The organism is Falsiroseomonas sp., assembly GCF_041690465.1.
Taxonomy (GTDB): domain Bacteria; phylum Pseudomonadota; class Alphaproteobacteria; order Acetobacterales; family Acetobacteraceae; genus Falsiroseomonas.
On sequence record NZ_JAWLHG010000015.1, the window covers coordinates 71,352 to 86,035 of the forward strand.

17 protein-coding genes are annotated in these 14,684 nt (G+C 72.9%); 7 read left to right on the forward strand and 10 right to left on the reverse strand.

The window, feature by feature from the left end; genetic code table 11:
- Window positions 1-14: 14 nt before the first annotated feature.
- Window positions 15-866, reverse strand: coding sequence for a c-type cytochrome (locus tag ACESM1_RS16090; RefSeq protein WP_372621711.1), 852 nt, complete (start codon window positions 864-866; stop codon window positions 15-17).
- Window positions 867-1,102: 236 nt separating this feature from the next.
- Between ACESM1_RS16090 and ACESM1_RS16095 the strand changes: the two genes are divergently transcribed.
- Window positions 1,103-1,681 (forward strand): cupin domain-containing protein, encoded by a 579-nt coding sequence (locus ACESM1_RS16095; RefSeq protein WP_372621713.1) that lies wholly within the window; start codon window positions 1,103-1,105, stop codon window positions 1,679-1,681.
- A 22-nt stretch (window positions 1,682-1,703) separates the two neighbouring features.
- Here ACESM1_RS16095 and ACESM1_RS16100 read toward each other — a convergent pair whose 3' ends face one another.
- Window positions 1,704-1,970 (reverse strand): DUF3297 family protein, encoded by a 267-nt coding sequence (locus ACESM1_RS16100; protein WP_372621714.1) that lies wholly within the window; start codon window positions 1,968-1,970, stop codon window positions 1,704-1,706.
- An 88-nt stretch (window positions 1,971-2,058) separates the two neighbouring features.
- Between ACESM1_RS16100 and ACESM1_RS16105 the strand changes: the two genes are divergently transcribed.
- Both ACESM1_RS16105 and ACESM1_RS16110 read left to right on the forward strand, forming a co-directional pair.
- Entirely contained in the window at window positions 2,059-5,073 is a 3,015-nt protein-coding gene (locus tag ACESM1_RS16105; RefSeq protein WP_372621716.1) for an L-glutamate gamma-semialdehyde dehydrogenase, read from the forward strand.
- Window positions 5,070-5,600, forward strand: coding sequence for a YdcF family protein (locus ACESM1_RS16110; protein WP_372621718.1), 531 nt, complete (start codon window positions 5,070-5,072; stop codon window positions 5,598-5,600). Before ACESM1_RS16105 ends, ACESM1_RS16110 begins: the two co-directional genes overlap by 4 nt.
- A gap of 51 nt (window positions 5,601-5,651) precedes the next feature.
- Here the strand turns inward: ACESM1_RS16110 and ACESM1_RS16115 are convergent, their stop codons facing one another.
- The 5 genes from ACESM1_RS16115 to hslV form a co-directional block, all read right to left on the reverse strand.
- Window positions 5,652-6,473 carry an EcsC family protein gene (locus ACESM1_RS16115; protein ID WP_372621720.1) on the reverse strand — a complete coding sequence of 274 codons (822 nt, stop codon included), beginning with the start codon at window positions 6,471-6,473 and terminating at the stop codon, window positions 5,652-5,654.
- A gap of 44 nt (window positions 6,474-6,517) precedes the next feature.
- Window positions 6,518-6,907 (reverse strand): type II toxin-antitoxin system death-on-curing family toxin, encoded by a 390-nt coding sequence (locus ACESM1_RS16120; RefSeq protein WP_372621721.1) that lies wholly within the window; start codon window positions 6,905-6,907, stop codon window positions 6,518-6,520.
- A 19-nt stretch (window positions 6,908-6,926) separates the two neighbouring features.
- Window positions 6,927-7,151 (reverse strand): AbrB/MazE/SpoVT family DNA-binding domain-containing protein, encoded by a 225-nt coding sequence (locus ACESM1_RS16125; RefSeq protein ID WP_372621723.1) that lies wholly within the window; start codon window positions 7,149-7,151, stop codon window positions 6,927-6,929.
- A gap of 104 nt (window positions 7,152-7,255) precedes the next feature.
- On the reverse strand, window positions 7,256-8,593 hold the full coding sequence (gene hslU, locus ACESM1_RS16130; RefSeq protein ID WP_372621725.1) for an ATP-dependent protease ATPase subunit HslU: 1,338 nt from the start codon (window positions 8,591-8,593) through the stop codon (window positions 7,256-7,258).
- On the reverse strand, window positions 8,590-9,150 hold the full coding sequence (gene hslV, locus ACESM1_RS16135) for an ATP-dependent protease subunit HslV (protein WP_372621726.1): 561 nt from the start codon (window positions 9,148-9,150) through the stop codon (window positions 8,590-8,592). Before hslV ends, hslU begins: the two co-directional genes overlap by 4 nt.
- A gap of 206 nt (window positions 9,151-9,356) precedes the next feature.
- Here hslV and ACESM1_RS16140 point away from each other — a divergent pair, with 206 nt between their 5' ends.
- From ACESM1_RS16140 to ACESM1_RS16150, 3 genes are all read left to right on the forward strand, one after another.
- On the forward strand, window positions 9,357-9,530 hold the full coding sequence (locus ACESM1_RS16140; protein WP_372621728.1) for a hypothetical protein: 174 nt from the start codon (window positions 9,357-9,359) through the stop codon (window positions 9,528-9,530).
- Between the two features lie 182 nt (window positions 9,531-9,712).
- Window positions 9,713-9,913, forward strand: a complete 201-nt coding sequence (locus ACESM1_RS16145; RefSeq protein ID WP_372621729.1) for a hypothetical protein — start codon at window positions 9,713-9,715, stop codon at window positions 9,911-9,913.
- A gap of 117 nt (window positions 9,914-10,030) precedes the next feature.
- Window positions 10,031-10,789, forward strand: a complete 759-nt coding sequence (locus ACESM1_RS16150) for an SDR family NAD(P)-dependent oxidoreductase (RefSeq protein WP_372621731.1) — start codon at window positions 10,031-10,033, stop codon at window positions 10,787-10,789.
- On the opposite strand, the gene ACESM1_RS16155 is transcribed toward ACESM1_RS16150, so the two are convergent.
- The 3 genes from ACESM1_RS16155 to ACESM1_RS16165 are packed head-to-tail and all read right to left on the reverse strand — an operon-like array spanning window position 10,777 to window position 13,731.
- On the reverse strand, window positions 10,777-12,276 hold the full coding sequence (locus tag ACESM1_RS16155; protein ID WP_372621732.1) for a tripartite tricarboxylate transporter permease: 1,500 nt from the start codon (window positions 12,274-12,276) through the stop codon (window positions 10,777-10,779). The genes ACESM1_RS16150 and ACESM1_RS16155 overlap by 13 nt on opposite strands.
- Window position 12,277: 1 nt before the next feature.
- A complete protein-coding gene (locus ACESM1_RS16160; RefSeq protein ID WP_372621734.1) occupies window positions 12,278-12,736 on the reverse strand; it encodes a tripartite tricarboxylate transporter TctB family protein in 459 nt (152 codons plus the stop codon).
- The gene (locus ACESM1_RS16165) at window positions 12,733-13,731 is read right to left on the reverse strand and encodes a tripartite tricarboxylate transporter substrate binding protein (protein WP_372621736.1); all 999 of its coding nucleotides are present in this window, start codon (window positions 13,729-13,731) and stop codon (window positions 12,733-12,735) included. Before ACESM1_RS16165 ends, ACESM1_RS16160 begins: the two co-directional genes overlap by 4 nt.
- Window positions 13,732-13,919: 188 nt before the next feature.
- Here ACESM1_RS16165 and ACESM1_RS16170 point away from each other — a divergent pair, with 188 nt between their 5' ends.
- Window positions 13,920-14,621 (forward strand): carboxymuconolactone decarboxylase family protein, encoded by a 702-nt coding sequence (locus ACESM1_RS16170; RefSeq protein ID WP_372621738.1) that lies wholly within the window; start codon window positions 13,920-13,922, stop codon window positions 14,619-14,621.
- The last annotated feature ends 63 nt before the right edge of the window (window positions 14,622-14,684 follow it).

Consider the following 14,684-nt stretch of genomic DNA (forward strand, 5'->3'; position numbering starts at 1 on the left):
CCGCCTGTCCACCGCTACCGGTCCTGTGGCGGCAGGGAGCGCAGATAGGCAAGGATGTCCGCAAGGTCACGCGCCTCCATCCGTGCCCAGGTCGGCGCGCGCCCGCTCATCGGCGGCGCCAGCCGGCGCCCGTCGGCGGAGACGCCCCGGGTGATCGCGGCCAGGATCTGCGCATCCGTCCAGCGGCCGATGCCCTGTTCGGGATGGCTGCTGATGTTGGCGGCCTGGACCGCGCCCCAGGGCCCTTCCAGCACCAGGCCGCGCGCGCCGCGACCCTCAGGGTCCGTCCGCCCCTCGGAGAGCTGGGCGGAGTGGCAATCCATGCAGTGCGCCAGGTTCACCGCGATGTAGCGCCCGCGCGCCACCGGGTCCTCGGCCGGCGGGTCGGGGACCGATGCCACGGCCGGCCCGTGCGGCGTCAACGCGAACGGATAGCGGGAACGCTCCGTCGCGTGCCGTACCGGCGGAATGGTGCGCAGCCAGGCGACCAGTGCGGCGAGGTCGCGGTCGGAGATGCCCCGGTAGGATTCCACCGGCATTGGCGGTCCGATCAGCGACCCGTCGGGCCGATGGCCGTCACGGATCGCCGCGGCGATCTGCGCGTCCGTCCAGCCGCCGATCCCGGTCTCGCGGTCCTGGGTGATGTTCGGTGCGACGGCCCGGAAGCCGCGTTCGGCGAAGACGCGGCCGCCGGCCAGGGCCATGCCGGGGACGGGCCGCATGCCCTCGCCGAAGGTGTTGTGGCAGGCGCCGCAGGCGGCGACGACCTCGCCGAGGTAGCGGCCACGGGCCAACAGCTCGGGATCCGGCTGCGCCAGCCCCGCCTTCGCCAGGAGGAGGCAGATCGCGACCGCGACCGGACGCATCGGGAGCCAGCATCCCATGATCGTTCTCCCGCCGCGATCGCGGCGCCAATTGGCCCGGCGCGGCGAGGCTATGCTGCCGGCCCGGCATGCGTCCATATCGAAGCCGTTCGGTCCCCAAGTTGTCAGTGTCCGACGCACGCATCCGGTGCGCGCCGCTGCGTCAGCGCCGGAGTACCGCAACTGCCCGGGGCATTCGGCGTTCGATCGGATTCATGGCCATGAACGGGAGGTCCGCCATGAAGACCGCATTCCAGGCACTGACGATCGGCACCGCGGTTCTCGCCGGAACCGCCTTCGCCGCTTCTGCCCAGACCCAGACGACCCAAGGCCAGCCGTCGCACACCATCACCACGGCCGAGGAGATCACCTGGCGCGCCGGCCCGCCCTCCATCCCCGAGGGCGCGCAATCCGCCGTGCTGTACGGCAATCCGGGCGCGGAGGGACTCTTCGCGCTGCGGCTCAAGCTGCCGGCGGACTACACCATCCGGCCGCACACGCATCCGAAGCCCGAAATCGTCACGGTGATCTCCGGCACCCTGCATTTCGGCATGGGCGAGACGATGAACCGCGAGCAGGCCCGGGAACTGCCGGCCGGCAGCTTCTTCGCGATGCCGCCGGGCATGGCGCACTACGTCTTCGCCAGCGAGGACACGGTGATCCAGCTGAACAGCACGGGCCCGTGGACCCTGACCTACGTGAACCCGGCCGACGATCCGCGGCGGCAGTCGCCGCAGGCGAGCGGCGGCAGCGGCGATGCAAGCCGCACCGGTGCAGGCTCGGGCGCGGCCACGCCTTCCGGCGGCGGCGGCCGCTAATCAGCCTCCGACGGCGGGGGAGCTAACCCTCCTCCGCCGGCGGGTCCTTCAGGTAGGGCTCCACCTTGCCCTGAAGCTTGAGCGTCAGCGGGTTGCCCTTGCGGTCCAGCGTCTTGCCGACGGCAACGCGGATCCAGCCCTCGCTGACGCAATATTCCTCGACATTGGTCTTCTCGGCGCCGTTGAAGCGGATGCCGACGCCGCGCTGGAGCAGCTCCGCATGGTGATGCGGGCTGCGCGGGTCCACGGAGAGGCGGTCGGGCAGCGCGCCCTGGGATGTGTCGGTCATGGCGGCGCGCTGGATAGCCCCTCGGGGCGCCGGCTCCAAGTCGCAGGACGGTTGGGTGACGACCATATGGGGGTCAGAGGGACCCGCCATGGACGCACTGCCGCCGACTTCCCCCTTCCGCGCCCCCTTCTGCCCGCCCGAGGAGGCGGCGCGCGCCGCGCTGCTCGCCGCCGCCCCGGCGCCCCGGCCGGAGGCCGTGCCGCTGGCACTGGACCTTGCCGCCGCCGCCCGGGAGGGCGGCGGGCCGCTGGCGGTGGAGGAGGTGCTGCGCGGCTGGCCGCTCTCCACCAGGGAGGGGCTGGCGCTGATGGCGCTGGCCGAGGCGCTGCTGCGCGTGCCGGACGACGCCACCGCCGATGCGCTGATCGCCGAGAAGCTGGCCGAGGGCGACTGGTCGAGACACGCCGAGGGCTGGGCCTCCACCGCCTCCGCCTGGGCGCTGGCCACGGGCGCGCGGCTGGTCGGGCCCGGGGAGACGCCGGGCGGGGTGCTGGCGCCGATGGCCCGCCGGCTCGGCGTGCCGGCGGTGCGCGCGGCGGCGCGGCGGGCGGTGCGGCTGATGGGCGGGCAGTTCGTGCTCGGCGAGACCATCGGGGACGCGCTGGCCCGCGCGGCGAAGGCGCCGGAGGGCGTGCGGCATTCCTTCGACATGCTCGGCGAGGGCGCGCGCACCGCCGAGGATGCGCGGCGCTACCTCGCTGCCTACCACGCCGCCTGTGAGGCGATCGGGCGCGATACGCGCGGCAGCCTGCCCGCGCGGCCCGGCCTGTCGGTGAAGCTCTCCGCCATCCATCCCCGCTACGAGGCCATCTCGCGCGAGCGCGTGATGCGGGAGCTGGTGCCGGACGTGATCGAGCTGGCCCGCGCGGCGAAGGCGCGCGAGCTGAACCTGACGCTGGATGCGGAGGAGGCCGACCGGCTGGAGCTCTCGCTCGATGTCTTCGACGCGCTGCTGCGGGAGGAGAGCCTGGCGGGGTGGGAGGGGCTGGGCCTCGCCGTGCAAGCCTATCAGAAGCGCGCCGGCGCGGTGGTGGCCTGGCTTGCGGAACGCAGCGCGGCGCGGCGGCGGAAGCTGATGGTGCGGCTGGTCAAGGGCGCCTACTGGGACGCCGAGATCAAGCGCGCGCAGGAACGCGGGCTGGACGACTTCCCGGTCTGGACCCGCAAGGCGGCGACCGATCTCGCCTGGATCAGCCAGGCGGCGGCGCTGCTGGACGTGGCGCGGCAGGGGCGGATCTTCCCGCAGCTCGCCACCCACAATGCGCGATCCGTGGCGGAGGCGCTGGCGCTGGCCGCCGCGCGCGGCGTGGGCGCGGAGCGCTTCGAATTCCAGCGCCTGCACGGCATGGGCGGGGCGCTCTACGCGAAGCTGCGCGATACGCGGCCGGAGGTGGCGCTGCGCGTCTATGCGCCGGTCGGCGTGCATGAGGACCTGCTGGCCTATCTGGTGCGCCGCCTGCTGGAGAACGGCGCCAATGGCGGCTTCGTCGCGGCGGTGGCGGACCACGCGATCCCGCTGGAGCGGCTGGTGCGCCATCCCGCCGAGGCGATGGCCGAAGGCCCGCCGCGCCACCCGCGCGTGAAGCCGCCGCCCTCGCTGTTCGGTCCGCGCCGCAACAGCCGCGGCGTGGAGTTCGGCGAGGCCGCGGCGCTGGCCGCGCTGCTGGCCGAGCGCGATGCCGCGCCGCCGCTGCCGCCGCCGCCGCGCGATGCCGACGAGACACAGGCCGCGCGCGCGGTGGAGGCGGCGCAGGCGGCCTTTCCGCGCTGGAACGCGGTGCCCGTCGCGCAGCGTGCCGCGGCGCTGCGCCGCTGCGCCGATCTGCTGGAGGAACGCCGCGGCGCCTTCATCGCGGCGATCCAGGAGGAAGGCTTCCGGACGCTCGACGATGCTCTCGCGGAATTGCGCGAGGCCGCCGATTTCTGCCGCTTCTACGCCGACGAGGCGGAGCGGGTGATGGCGCCGGCAGCACTTCCCGGGCCGGTCGGCGAGAGCAACCGGCTGACGCTGCACGGCCGCGGCGTGTTCCTCTGCATCTCCCCCTGGAACTTCCCGCTCGCGATCTTCCTCGGGCAGGTCAGCGCCGCGCTGGTCGCCGGCAACGCGGTGGTCGCCAAGCCGGCGCCGCAGACGCCGCGCATCGGCGCGCTCGCCGTGCAGGCGCTGCACGATGCGGGCGTGCCGGCGGATGTGGTGCGCCTGGTGCCGGGCGGGCCTGCGACCGGCGCGGCGCTGGTCGCGCATCCCGCCATTGCGGGCGTCGCCTTCACCGGCAGCACCGCGACGGCGCGCGCCATCCATCGCGCGCTGGCAGCGAAGGACGGCCCGATCGTGCCGCTGATCGCCGAGACCGGCGGTATCAACCCGATGGTGGTGGATGCCACCGCGCTGCCCGAGCAGGTGACCGACGACGTGCTCGCCAGCGCCTTCCGTTCCGCCGGCCAGCGCTGTTCCGCGCTGCGGCTGCTCTGCGTGCAGGAGGAAGCGGCGGACCGGATGCTGGCGATGATCGCGGGCGCCTGCGCGGAGCTGCGGGTCGGCGATCCGCGCGATCCGGCGACGCATGTCGGGCCGCTGATCGATGCCGAGGCGAAGGCGCGCATCCTGCGCTGGCTGTCCGCGCTGCCGCCCGGCGCGCGCGAGGTGTTCCGCCACCCCGCGCCGGAGCCGGGCAACTTCCTCGCGCCGCGCATCGTGGAGATCGCACGGCCGGAGGACCTGACGCAGGAGGTGTTCGGGCCGGTGCTGCACGTCGTGCGATGGCGCGCGGACAATGACTCGCGCTGGCGCGGCGAGGGGCTTGACGCGCTGCTGCGCGGCATCGCGGCGAGCGGCTACGGGCTGACGCTCGGCGTGCAGAGCCGGCGCGCGGGCTTCGCGGTGCGGGTGGCGGCGGCGCTGCCGGCGGGGAATGTCTATGTGAACCGCAACATGGTCGGCGCCGTGGTGGGCAGCCAGCCCTTCGGCGGCGAGGGGCTTTCGGGCACCGGCCCGAAGGCCGGCGGGCCGCACTACCTGCCGCGCTTCTGCGCCGAGCGCGTGGTCAGCGTGAACACGGCGGCGGCGGGCGGCGACGCGGCGCTGCTGGCCCAAGGCGAGTGACGGCAGGGACCGGACCGCGCGCACCACGCGCCGCCGTGGTCATCCTCGGCGCCGCGGTGGGTCCGGGCGGCGTGCCGAGCCGTGCGCTGGCCGAACGGGTCGCGGTTGCGCTGGCCTGGGGCGAGGCACAGGTGCCGCCGCCGCTCTATGTGCCGACCGGCGCGGTCGGCCGGCACGGGCCGGCGGAGAGCGCGGTGATGGCGCAGCTGCTGCGGGAGGGCGGCGTGCCGCCGGCGCGCATCCTGCAGGAGCCGACGGGGACGGATACGCTCTCCTCGGTGCTGGCCTGCCTGGCGCTGCTGCGCGGCCATGCCGGGGAGGTGCGGGTGGCGACGCATCGCTACCACCTGCCGCGGGCGCTGCTGCTGTTCCGCCTCGCCGGCCGCGCGGCCCGCCCGGTGCCGCCGCCGCCCGGCCCGGCGGCGCGCGCCGGCCTCTCGCGCTGGCGCTGGCGCCTGCGGGAGGTGCCGGCGATCCCCTATGACGCGGCGCTGATGGCCTGGGCGCGGCTGCGCGGAGGGGTCTGATTCCATCGGCAGAATGGACTGCCCTGCGGCCCGCGCAGCGGGCCGGGCGGCTCAGGCGTTGAAGCGGGCGTCGCGCGTGGCCTGGATGGCGAGATAGGCGGCCTGTACCGGCTCCGGGCCGTAGACGCGCTCGAGCCGGCGGACGGTGAAGTGGCCCTCGCCGATGGTGCGGAAATGCTCGAGGAAGGCGAGATTGATGCCCGCCCCCGCTGCCGCGCCGAGCAGCGGCGCCGCCTGTGCCGAGAGCTTGAGCGCCACCGGCCCACCGAAGCGCCCGGCGACGGCGCCGAGGAAGCCGGGCAGCATCACGCCCGCCAGCCCCTTGCCCACCGCGCCCTTCAGCGCCTCGGCGAGCGCCAGGCGCACGGCGAAATAGCCGCTCTCCGCCGCGTCGTCGCGCGGGTCGCGGCCGCCGAGGGCGAAGACCTTGAGGCATTCGGCGGCGGCTTCGGGCCGCGCGAGGTCCTCGCCGTTCTCGGCCGCGATGGCGGCGATCTGGCGCAGCAGCAGCGTGGTGGAGACCGGCAGCTCGACCAGCGTGCCGGGCAGGCCGAAGGCGCCGCCGGCAGCGCCGGTCGCCGCCGCCATGCCGCGGTGGAACCAGGCGGATGGGACGCCGCCCGGATGGCGGGATGGATCGGATTTCAGCGCGGCCTGCATCGCCGTGGCCAGCGCACGACGCACGGTGCTGTCGAGCGCGCCCTGCACGGGGCGCGGCAGGCGGCTCTTCAGCGCCTCGACCGGCTGGCCGACGAGCGAGGCGAGGCGGGCGGCGAAGGAGATGTCCTCCAGCCGGGCGACGGCGCGGGCGAGCTCGTCGCAGGCGGCTTCGGGCAGGTCGGCGGGGTCGGGCAGGGTGGTGGCGAGGGACATGTCGGCAAATATGGGGTGGCGCGGCAGGGATTGCGCGAGGGCCGTCAGGTGCTTGCGGCTGTCTGGGTGCGCAGCCAGTCGGCGAACTCCTCCTCCGACATCTCGCCGGCGGCAAGATCGAGCATGGCGACGACGCTCTCGGCATCGGAGGCCAGCAGCGCAACGCCGTTCAGGAGGAGAAACGTCTCCATCGCGACATAAGCCGTCCGCTTGTTGCCATCCACGAAGGGGTGATTGCGGGCGATGCCATGGCCGAGCGCGGCTGCCAGCGCGCAGATGTCCTGAACGCCGTATCCCCAGGCGCTCCGGGGGCGCGCCAGCGCGCTGTCCAGCAGCCCATGATCGCGAACGCCGTCGGCGCCGCCATGCTCGCCGATTTGCTCCTCATGGATGGCGAGCGCTGTGTCAGTTGTGATCCACTCCGGCTCGATCACGGAAAAGCATGCCCGCCGGCTACTTTGCGAGTTCGCGCAGCACGGCGCGGCGGCGGCGCATGACGTCGCGCGCGACCTCCATCTGCCGCTCGAAATCGGGGTCGGCGCGCATCAGGCGGAAGCCGTCCGAGCTTTCCACCAGGTGCAACGAGTCGCCCTCGCGGAGGTTGAGGCGTGCCAGCAGGTCCTTCGGCAGGACGACGCCCACGGAATTCCCGACTGCGCGTAACTTGACCGTCGCCATGCATCGTTTCGGCCTAGCGGGCCGACTCCCGTCGTGTCAACAAGAGTTATAACGTCGCGCTTGCCGCGATATCAAGCGGGAATCGCCGTGTCCTGCATGACGCCCTACAAGATGAACCGGCTCAGATCCGCGCTCGCCGCCAGCGGCGCCACGCGGTCGCGGACCAGCTTGCCATCCACCGTGATCGCCTCGCCCGAGCGGTCCGAGGCACTGAAGGAAATCTCGTCGAGCAGGCGTTCCATCACCGTCGCCAAGCGACGCGCGCCGATGTTCTCGACGCTGGCGTTGATCTCGGCGGCAAGCTCGGCCATCGCATCCACGGCGTCGGCGGTGATGTCGAGCGCCACGCCCTCGGTGCCGAGCAGCGCGACATACTGCTTCACCAGCGAATGCTCCGGCTCGGTCAGGATGCGGCGGAAATCCTCCTGCGTCAGCGCCTTCAGCTCCACCCGGATCGGCAGGCGGCCCTGCAATTCCGGCAGCAGGTCCGAGGGCTTGGCCATGTGGAAGGCGCCCGAGGCGATGAACAGGATGTGGTCGGTCTTCACCGGACCGTGCTTGGTGCTGACGGTGGTGCCCTCGATCAGCGGCAGCAGGTCGCGCTGCACGCCCTCGCGCGAGACGTCGCCGCCGCGGAAGCCGCCCGAGCCATCCGCGCCGGAGCCGCGCGCCGCGACCTTGTCGATCTCGTCAACGAAGACGATGCCGTTGTTCTCGGCATTGGCGACCGCCTCGCGGGTCAGCGCCTCCTGGTCGAGCAGCTTGTCGGCCTCGTCCTTCACCAGCGCGATGCGCGCCTCGCCCACGCTCATCTTGCGCGGCTTGGTGCGGCCGCCGAACATCTTGCCGAGCATCTCCTGCATGTTCTGCATCTGGATGCCCTGCGCGCCGGGCAGGTCGATCATGCCGATCGGCATGCCGCCGCCGGCATCCGCAAGCTGCACCTCCACCTCGCGCGATTCGAGCTGGCCTTCGCGCAGCATGCGGCGGAACTTCATCTTCGTCTCGCCGGAGGCACCCTCGCCGACCAGGGCGGTGACCAGGCGCTCCTCGGCCGCCAGCTCGGCCTTGGCCTGCACGTTGCGGCGTGCAACGTCGCGGGTCTGGGTGATCGAGACCTCGATCAGGTCGCGGACGATGCTTTCCACGTCGCGGCCGACATAGCCGACCTCGGTGAACTTGGTCGCCTCCACCTTCAGGAAGGGCGCATTGGCCAGCCTGGCGAGGCGGCGGGCGATCTCGGTCTTGCCGCAGCCGGTCGGGCCGATCATCAGGATGTTCTTCGGCACCACCTCCTCCCGCAGCCCGGGGGGAAGCTGCTGCCGCCGCCAGCGGTTGCGCAGCGCGATGGCGACGGCGCGCTTCGCCTCGCCCTGGCCGACGATGTGGCGGTCGAGCTCGGAGACGATCTCGCGCGGGCTGAGGTTGACGGCTTCGCTCACGATTCCAGGACTTCCAGCACGATGTTGCCGTTGGTGTAGACGCAGATATCGCCGGCGATCCTCATCGCGCGGCGGCAGATCTCCTCGGCGGAGAGGCCTTCCACCGTGACCAGCGCGCGCGCCGCGGCCAGCGCGTAGTTGCCGCCGGAGCCGATGCCGATCACCGGATCCTCCGGCTCCAGCACGTCGCCCTGGCCGGTGAGCAGCAGACTGCGCTTGCCATCCGCCACCGCCAGCAGCGCCTCCAGCCGACGCAGGTAGCGGTCGGTGCGCCAATCCTTGGCGAGCTCGACGCAGGCGCGTTCGAGCTGGTCGGGGAAGCGTTCCAGCTTGGCTTCGAGACGCTCGAGCAGGGTGAAGGCGTCGGCGGTGGCGCCGGCGAAGCCGGCCAGCACGCGGCCCTGCGCGATACGGCGCACCTTGCGCGCATTGCCCTTCACCACGGTCTGGCCGAGCGAAACCTGGCCGTCGCCGGCCATGGCGACGCGCCCGTCCTTCCGGACGCAGAGGATGGTGGTGCCGTGCCAGCCGGCGGGATCGTTGGGGGAGGCGCTCATGCGCCCCCATGTGGCGCGCCTTGCGGCCGGAGACAACGCCCCGCCCCGCGCGCAGCAATCGCAACGGCCATGATGCCGCTCGCGCCACGATGGAAACACGGCGCGGCATGGCGCGAAGCACGCCTGCAAGGAGGCGCCGCTACACCTTGTTTCGCACCGGGCGGACAGGCCGGCCGGGCTCAACCGAAGCGACAGGAGAGACCACCATGACCAAGACCAGCGAGACCCCGGCTATCCGCGAACTCACCGCCGAGGAGATGACCCAGGCCGGCGGCGGCGGCGGCGTGATCCTCGAGCGCAGCGCGCAGCGCGGCATCATCGTCCAGCGTGGCGGCACCGAGGCCGGCATCATCGTGCAGCGCGGTATCATCGTGCAGTGAACGCGGTGGTTGCGCCGGCGCCGTCCCGGCGCCGGCGCAACGAACCCGATGCGCAGGCGAAATGCGCGAAGCGGTGTACCGGGCCGGCGAAGCGATGCCGAAACGCCCCGCGCCTACAAGCTTCGTCACGCCGGACGGCAAGGCCGTGCCGCGCGGAACCGAAGCGACAAGGAGACGCAGAGATGCCCGTGACGACCTTCACCCTGCCCAGCCACGCCGATGCGCAGCCGCCCGCCACCTTCACGGTGCGCCCGCTGACGGCGACGGAGCTGGCACGCGCGGCCGGTGGCGCCGCCTACCTCAAGCTCGGCGACATCAAGGGCGAGTCGACCTCGCAGGCGCGCATCGGCCTGCTGCTGCCGGCCGTGCAGAAGATCGCCTAGTGTCCTGACCGCGGCGTCTGCTGCGCTTCGCCGGCGGCGCCGCGCCCCGCATCCCGCCGCTTGCCGCCAGCGCCGATCCGTGTGGACATCGGCGCAGCGGAAGACGGGAGAGCGAGGTTGGCTGGACATCCTTCCGCCGCCCGGCGCCTGGCGGTGCTCGGTGGCGCGGGCGGCATCGGGCGGGCGCTGGTCGCCCGCGCGGCGGCGGAGGGCTGGCGCGTCAGCGTGCTGGACCTGCCGACGTCGCTGGCGCGCCATCCGGTGCCGCAGGGCGTGCAGGCAATCCCGCTGAATGGCACCAGCGAAGACTCGGTCGGCGTGGCCTTCTCGGCGCTCGGCGCGGAGGCGGAGCTGGAGGGCTTCGTCAACCTGGCCGGCTTCACCCCGGCGCGGCAGCCGCTCGCCGAGGTTGCGCCGGCGCTGTGGGACGAGGTGGTCGCCGGCAACCTGCGCACCGCCTTCCTCGCCGCGCGCGCCGCGCTGCCGCTGCTGGCGAAGGGAACGCAGCCGGCGATGGTGCTGATGGTCTCGGGCTTGGCGGCCCATGCGCGGCCGGGCTACGGGCCCTATGCGGCGTGCAAGGCGGCGATGGTCTCGATGACCAGGACCCTGGCGCTGGAGGCGGCGCCGGCGATCCGCGTGAACGCGGTGGGACCCGGCGCGGTGGACACCGTCTTCCTGCGCGGCGGCACCGGACGCTCCGACGAGAACCAGCCGCCGCGCCTCGACATCGCGGCCCATGCGGCGGCGATTCCGCTCGGACGCATCGCCGGGCCGGCGGACGTGGTCGGGCCGACGCTGTTCCTGCTCGGGCCGGACAGCGCCTACATGACGGGCCAGGTGCTCTGGGTGAACGGCGGCACCTACATGCCCTGAGCGATGGGCTTCCGCACCATCCGCCACGCCGCATGTGCGACCAGCGCCAGGAAGAAGCCGGCGAGCCCCGCCGAGATCCAGGATTCGCCGAATCCCATCAGGAACTCCACCGGATCATCCGCCGCCGAGATCATCGCGCGCCGATAGGAGGCATCCATCAGCGGTCCGAGGATCATGCCGAGCACCACCGGCCCGACCTCATATCCATAGGTCTTGAGGAAATAGCCGAAGATCCCGAAGCCCAGCATCCACAGCACGTCGGTCGCGCTGTTCTGGATCGCGTAGGTGCCGACGACGGAGAGCACCAGGATCAGCGGCGCGAGCATCGCCCGCGGTGCCTCCGCCAGCTTCGCGAAGATGCGGATTCCCGAAAGCCCGAACACCAGCAGGAAGATGTTGGCCAGCGTCAGGTTGCCGACGGTGAACCAGAACAGATGCGGCGTCTCGATCATCAGCATCGGGCCGGGCTTCAGGCCGTGGATGAACAAGGCGCCGATGATCACCGCGGTGACCGCATCGCCCGGGATGCCGAGCGTCAGCATCGGGATGTAGGCGCCGCCGACCGCGGCGTTGTTGGCGCTCTCCGGCGCCACCAGGCCTTCCTCGGCGCCCTGGCCGAAGGGATGCGTCGGCTGCTTCACGGTACGCCGCGCGGCGTCGTAGGCGAGCAGCGCGGCGATGTCGCCGCCGGTGCCGGGCAGCGCGCCCACCACCACGCCGATCGCCGAGGAGCGCAGCGTCAGCCCGCCATGCCGGCGCACCGCGCGCCAGGGCGGGATGATGCGGTCCACCTTCTGGCGGATCGGCGGCAGGTCGGGGCGGCGCAGCTGGAACAGCGCCTCCGCCACACCGAAGAAGCCGATCATCGCGGCGACATAGGGGATGCCGCCCATCAGTGCCGTGGTGCCGAAGGTGAAGCGCGGCTCGGCGGTCATCTGGTCGAGCCCGACCAGGCCGAGCGCCACGCCGAGCGCGCCGCAGAAGATGCCCTTCGCCAGGCTCTCGCCCGAGAGGCTGCCCACCAGCAGCAGGCCGAGCAGCGCCAGCATCAGGTAGTCGCGCGGCGCCACCGCCAGCGCGATGTCGGCGATCGCCGGCGCTGCCACCGCCAGCGCGATGATGCCGACGAAGCCGCCGAGCACGCTCGTCACCGTGGCCAGCCCGATGGCACGCCCGGCTTCGCCGCGCTGCGCCATCGGGTAGCCGTCGAGCGCGGTGGCGATGGCGGCCGGCGCGCCGGGGATGTTGAGCAGCACGGCGCTGCGGCTGCCGCCGTACACGCCGCCGGTATAGATGCCGGCGATCAGCGCGAGCGCCGGGTTCACGCTCCAGGTGAAGGTGAAGGAGATCAGGATCGCCACGGCCATGGTGACGGAGAGGCCGGGGATGGCGCCGATGTAGATGCCCGCGAAGGTGCCCGCCGCGGTCAGCGCGAGCAGCGACGGATCGGTCCAGGAGAGCAGGAAGAAGCCGAGAGCGTCGGTCACGTCAGGCGAGGATCCAGCCAGCCGGCAGGATGACGCGGAACACCAGCCGGAACACCACCCAGACGATGCCGACCGCGACCGCTGCGGTCAGCGCCGCGCGCAGCCAGAAGCCGCGCTGCAGCCAGGTGATCGCGAGGAACAGGAACGCCAGCGAGGCGAGGATGAAGCCCGCCGCCTCCAGCGTCGCCATGTAGCCGAGCACCAATGCGCCGATCACCGCTACGTCCCGCGGCAGCACGGCACCGGCCACCGGGGCCGCGCGGCGCGTCGCCGCCATCGCGGCGGCCAGCGCGGCGAGTGTCATCGCCACGCCCGCCGCCAGCGGGAAGACGCCGGCGGCGGAGGGGGTGTCGAAATACCCGATGCCGCTCGCCTGCCAGGCCACGAAGGCGCCGAGCAGCACCATCGCCCAGGCGAAGACCGCTTCGCCGGGCGGGCGGACGGCGGCGTGGCGCGTCACGGGCGCGGGATGCCGAACTCCTCGGGGCTGCGCCGCGCCGCGCCGGCTTCCTGCAGCGTCCAGGAGGTGATGGATTGCCAGCGCCGCAGGAAGGCGTCGGCCTCGTCGCCGCTGATGTTCATCATGATGTTGCCGGCGTTGCGCATCAGCGTGGTGAAGCCCTCGCTGCCTGCCGCCTCCTTGAAGGCGGAAACCAGCTTGGTGCGCGCGGCGTCCGGCGCGTCGCGCCGCACCCAGACGCCGTAGAAGGGGCCCCAGGGCAGGTATTTCGCCATGCCCGGCAGGTCGGCGGTGATCGGCGCGACGCCGGGCAGCGTCGCCACGCCTTCGGTGTTGACGATCGCCAGCGGCTTCACGCGGCCGGCGCGGATGTGCTCGGCGGCGGCGCCGAGGCCGACCGGCATGAAGTCCACATGGCCGCCCTGCAGCGCGGTGAGGCCGGGGCCCTCGCCGTCGAAGGGCACGGCGATGACGCGCATCTGCGTGACGGTGTTGATCATCGCGCCGACGACATGCGGCAGCCCGCCGGGGCCGGTGGCGCCCATCTTCAGCCGGCCCGGATTGCGCTGCGCCTCCGCCACCACGTCCTTCATCGAGGACCAGGGCTTGTCGTTGTTCGCCACCACCACGGCGACGCCGCGCGCGGTGACGTTGACCGGGAAGAAATCGGCATAGTCGCGGGTGCCGAGGCCGAGCACCTTGTGCAGCTGCGGGTTCTCCGCCCCGTAGAGAAGCGTGTGGCCATCCGCCGGCGCGGTCGCCACCGCCTGCACCGAGATGGCGCCGGCGCCACCCGGCCGGTTCTGCAGCACGATGGACTGGCCGAGAGCACGCTCCGCCGGCGGGGTCAGCGCGCGGGCCACCACGTCGGTCGCGCCGCCCGCGCCCCACATGATGATGCCGGTCAGCTCGCGGGCGGGGAAGGCCTGCGCGCGCGCGGCGGCGGGCAGCAGCGGCAGGGCGGCAAGGGCGGCAAGCGATCGGCGCGTGAACATGGGGCTCTCCCTGGAACGGCACCCTGCGGGCGCCTTGAGGCGTTTGTCTCCGCAGGCGCGGCGCCGGTCAACCGGGTGGCGGGGGCGGCGGGGAGGGTCGGGCCGGGCTTGCGCCGCCGGACGGTCGCGGTTCTGATCCCGCCCGCCGCGCCCTGGGCGTGGGGCGGGCCGGGAGGATGCAGGCGGCGATGAGCGGACAGGATGACGAGGCCGGCGACGGGATCGAGGCGCGCCTCGCGGCGGTGATCGCCAAGCGCGGCTACCTGCTGCCGCATCACGGCCTGATGGCGGTGGCGATGCCGGACCTGCTCGCCGGCTACGATGCCGCCTACACCGCGCTGACGCTGACGCCGCGCCACCTCGACGACCGCACCAAGGAATTCGTCTGGCTCGCGATCCTCACCGCGGTCGAGGAGGTGGTGACAACGCACCACGTGACGAAGTTCCAGCAGGCCGGCGGCACCGATGCCGAGATCGAGCTGGCGGTCAGGCTCGGCGGCTTCCGCGAGGTCGGGCGGCGCATCGCCTTCGCGGCGGAGCACTGGGCCAGGCACATGCCCGGCTACGAGCGAGCGGGCGCCTATCGGCGGGCGCTGGCGGCGCTCACCTCGGACCTGCCGGTGGCGGCGGGCTGGATCGAGATGGCGATGGCCGCGGCCTCGGCCTGCCGCCAGGAATGGTGGGCGCTGGGCGAGCACATAAGCGGCGCCTATGCGGCGGGCGTGCCGGAGGACCACCTGGCGGAGGCGCTCTCGCTGACGATGTTCCCGGGCAGCGTGCCCAACTTCGTGGATGCCTGTCGCGTGTGGCGCGAGATGGTGCGCGACGGCGCGGTGCCGGCCTCCGCGCGCTACCGGCGCTGGGCGGAGCTCTCCGGACCTCGGGAATGACCCCGAGTTGTCGCGGGCGGCATGGCTGCCTAGGATGACGCCGCGGTAAACACGAACAGGCAG

Coding starts and splice junctions, on each gene's coding strand:
- ACESM1_RS16090 (WP_372621711.1), bottom strand. CDS start 866: ATGCGTCCGGTCGCGGTCGCGATCTGCCTCCTCCTGGCGAAGGCGGGG.
- ACESM1_RS16105 (WP_372621716.1), top strand. CDS start 2,059: ATGGACGCACTGCCGCCGACTTCCCCCTTCCGCGCCCCCTTCTGCCCG.
- ACESM1_RS16095 (WP_372621713.1), top strand. CDS start 1,103: ATGAAGACCGCATTCCAGGCACTGACGATCGGCACCGCGGTTCTCGCC.
- ACESM1_RS16100 (WP_372621714.1), bottom strand. CDS start 1,970: ATGACCGACACATCCCAGGGCGCGCTGCCCGACCGCCTCTCCGTGGAC.
- ACESM1_RS16115 (WP_372621720.1), bottom strand. CDS start 6,473: ATGTCCCTCGCCACCACCCTGCCCGACCCCGCCGACCTGCCCGAAGCC.
- ACESM1_RS16170 (WP_372621738.1), top strand. CDS start 13,920: ATGAGCGGACAGGATGACGAGGCCGGCGACGGGATCGAGGCGCGCCTC.
- ACESM1_RS16165 (WP_372621736.1), bottom strand. CDS start 13,731: ATGTTCACGCGCCGATCGCTTGCCGCCCTTGCCGCCCTGCCGCTGCTG.
- hslV (WP_372621726.1), bottom strand. CDS start 9,150: ATGAGCGCCTCCCCCAACGATCCCGCCGGCTGGCACGGCACCACCATC.
- ACESM1_RS16145 (WP_372621729.1), top strand. CDS start 9,713: ATGCCCGTGACGACCTTCACCCTGCCCAGCCACGCCGATGCGCAGCCG.
- ACESM1_RS16125 (WP_372621723.1), bottom strand. CDS start 7,151: ATGGCGACGGTCAAGTTACGCGCAGTCGGGAATTCCGTGGGCGTCGTC.
- ACESM1_RS16140 (WP_372621728.1), top strand. CDS start 9,357: ATGACCAAGACCAGCGAGACCCCGGCTATCCGCGAACTCACCGCCGAG.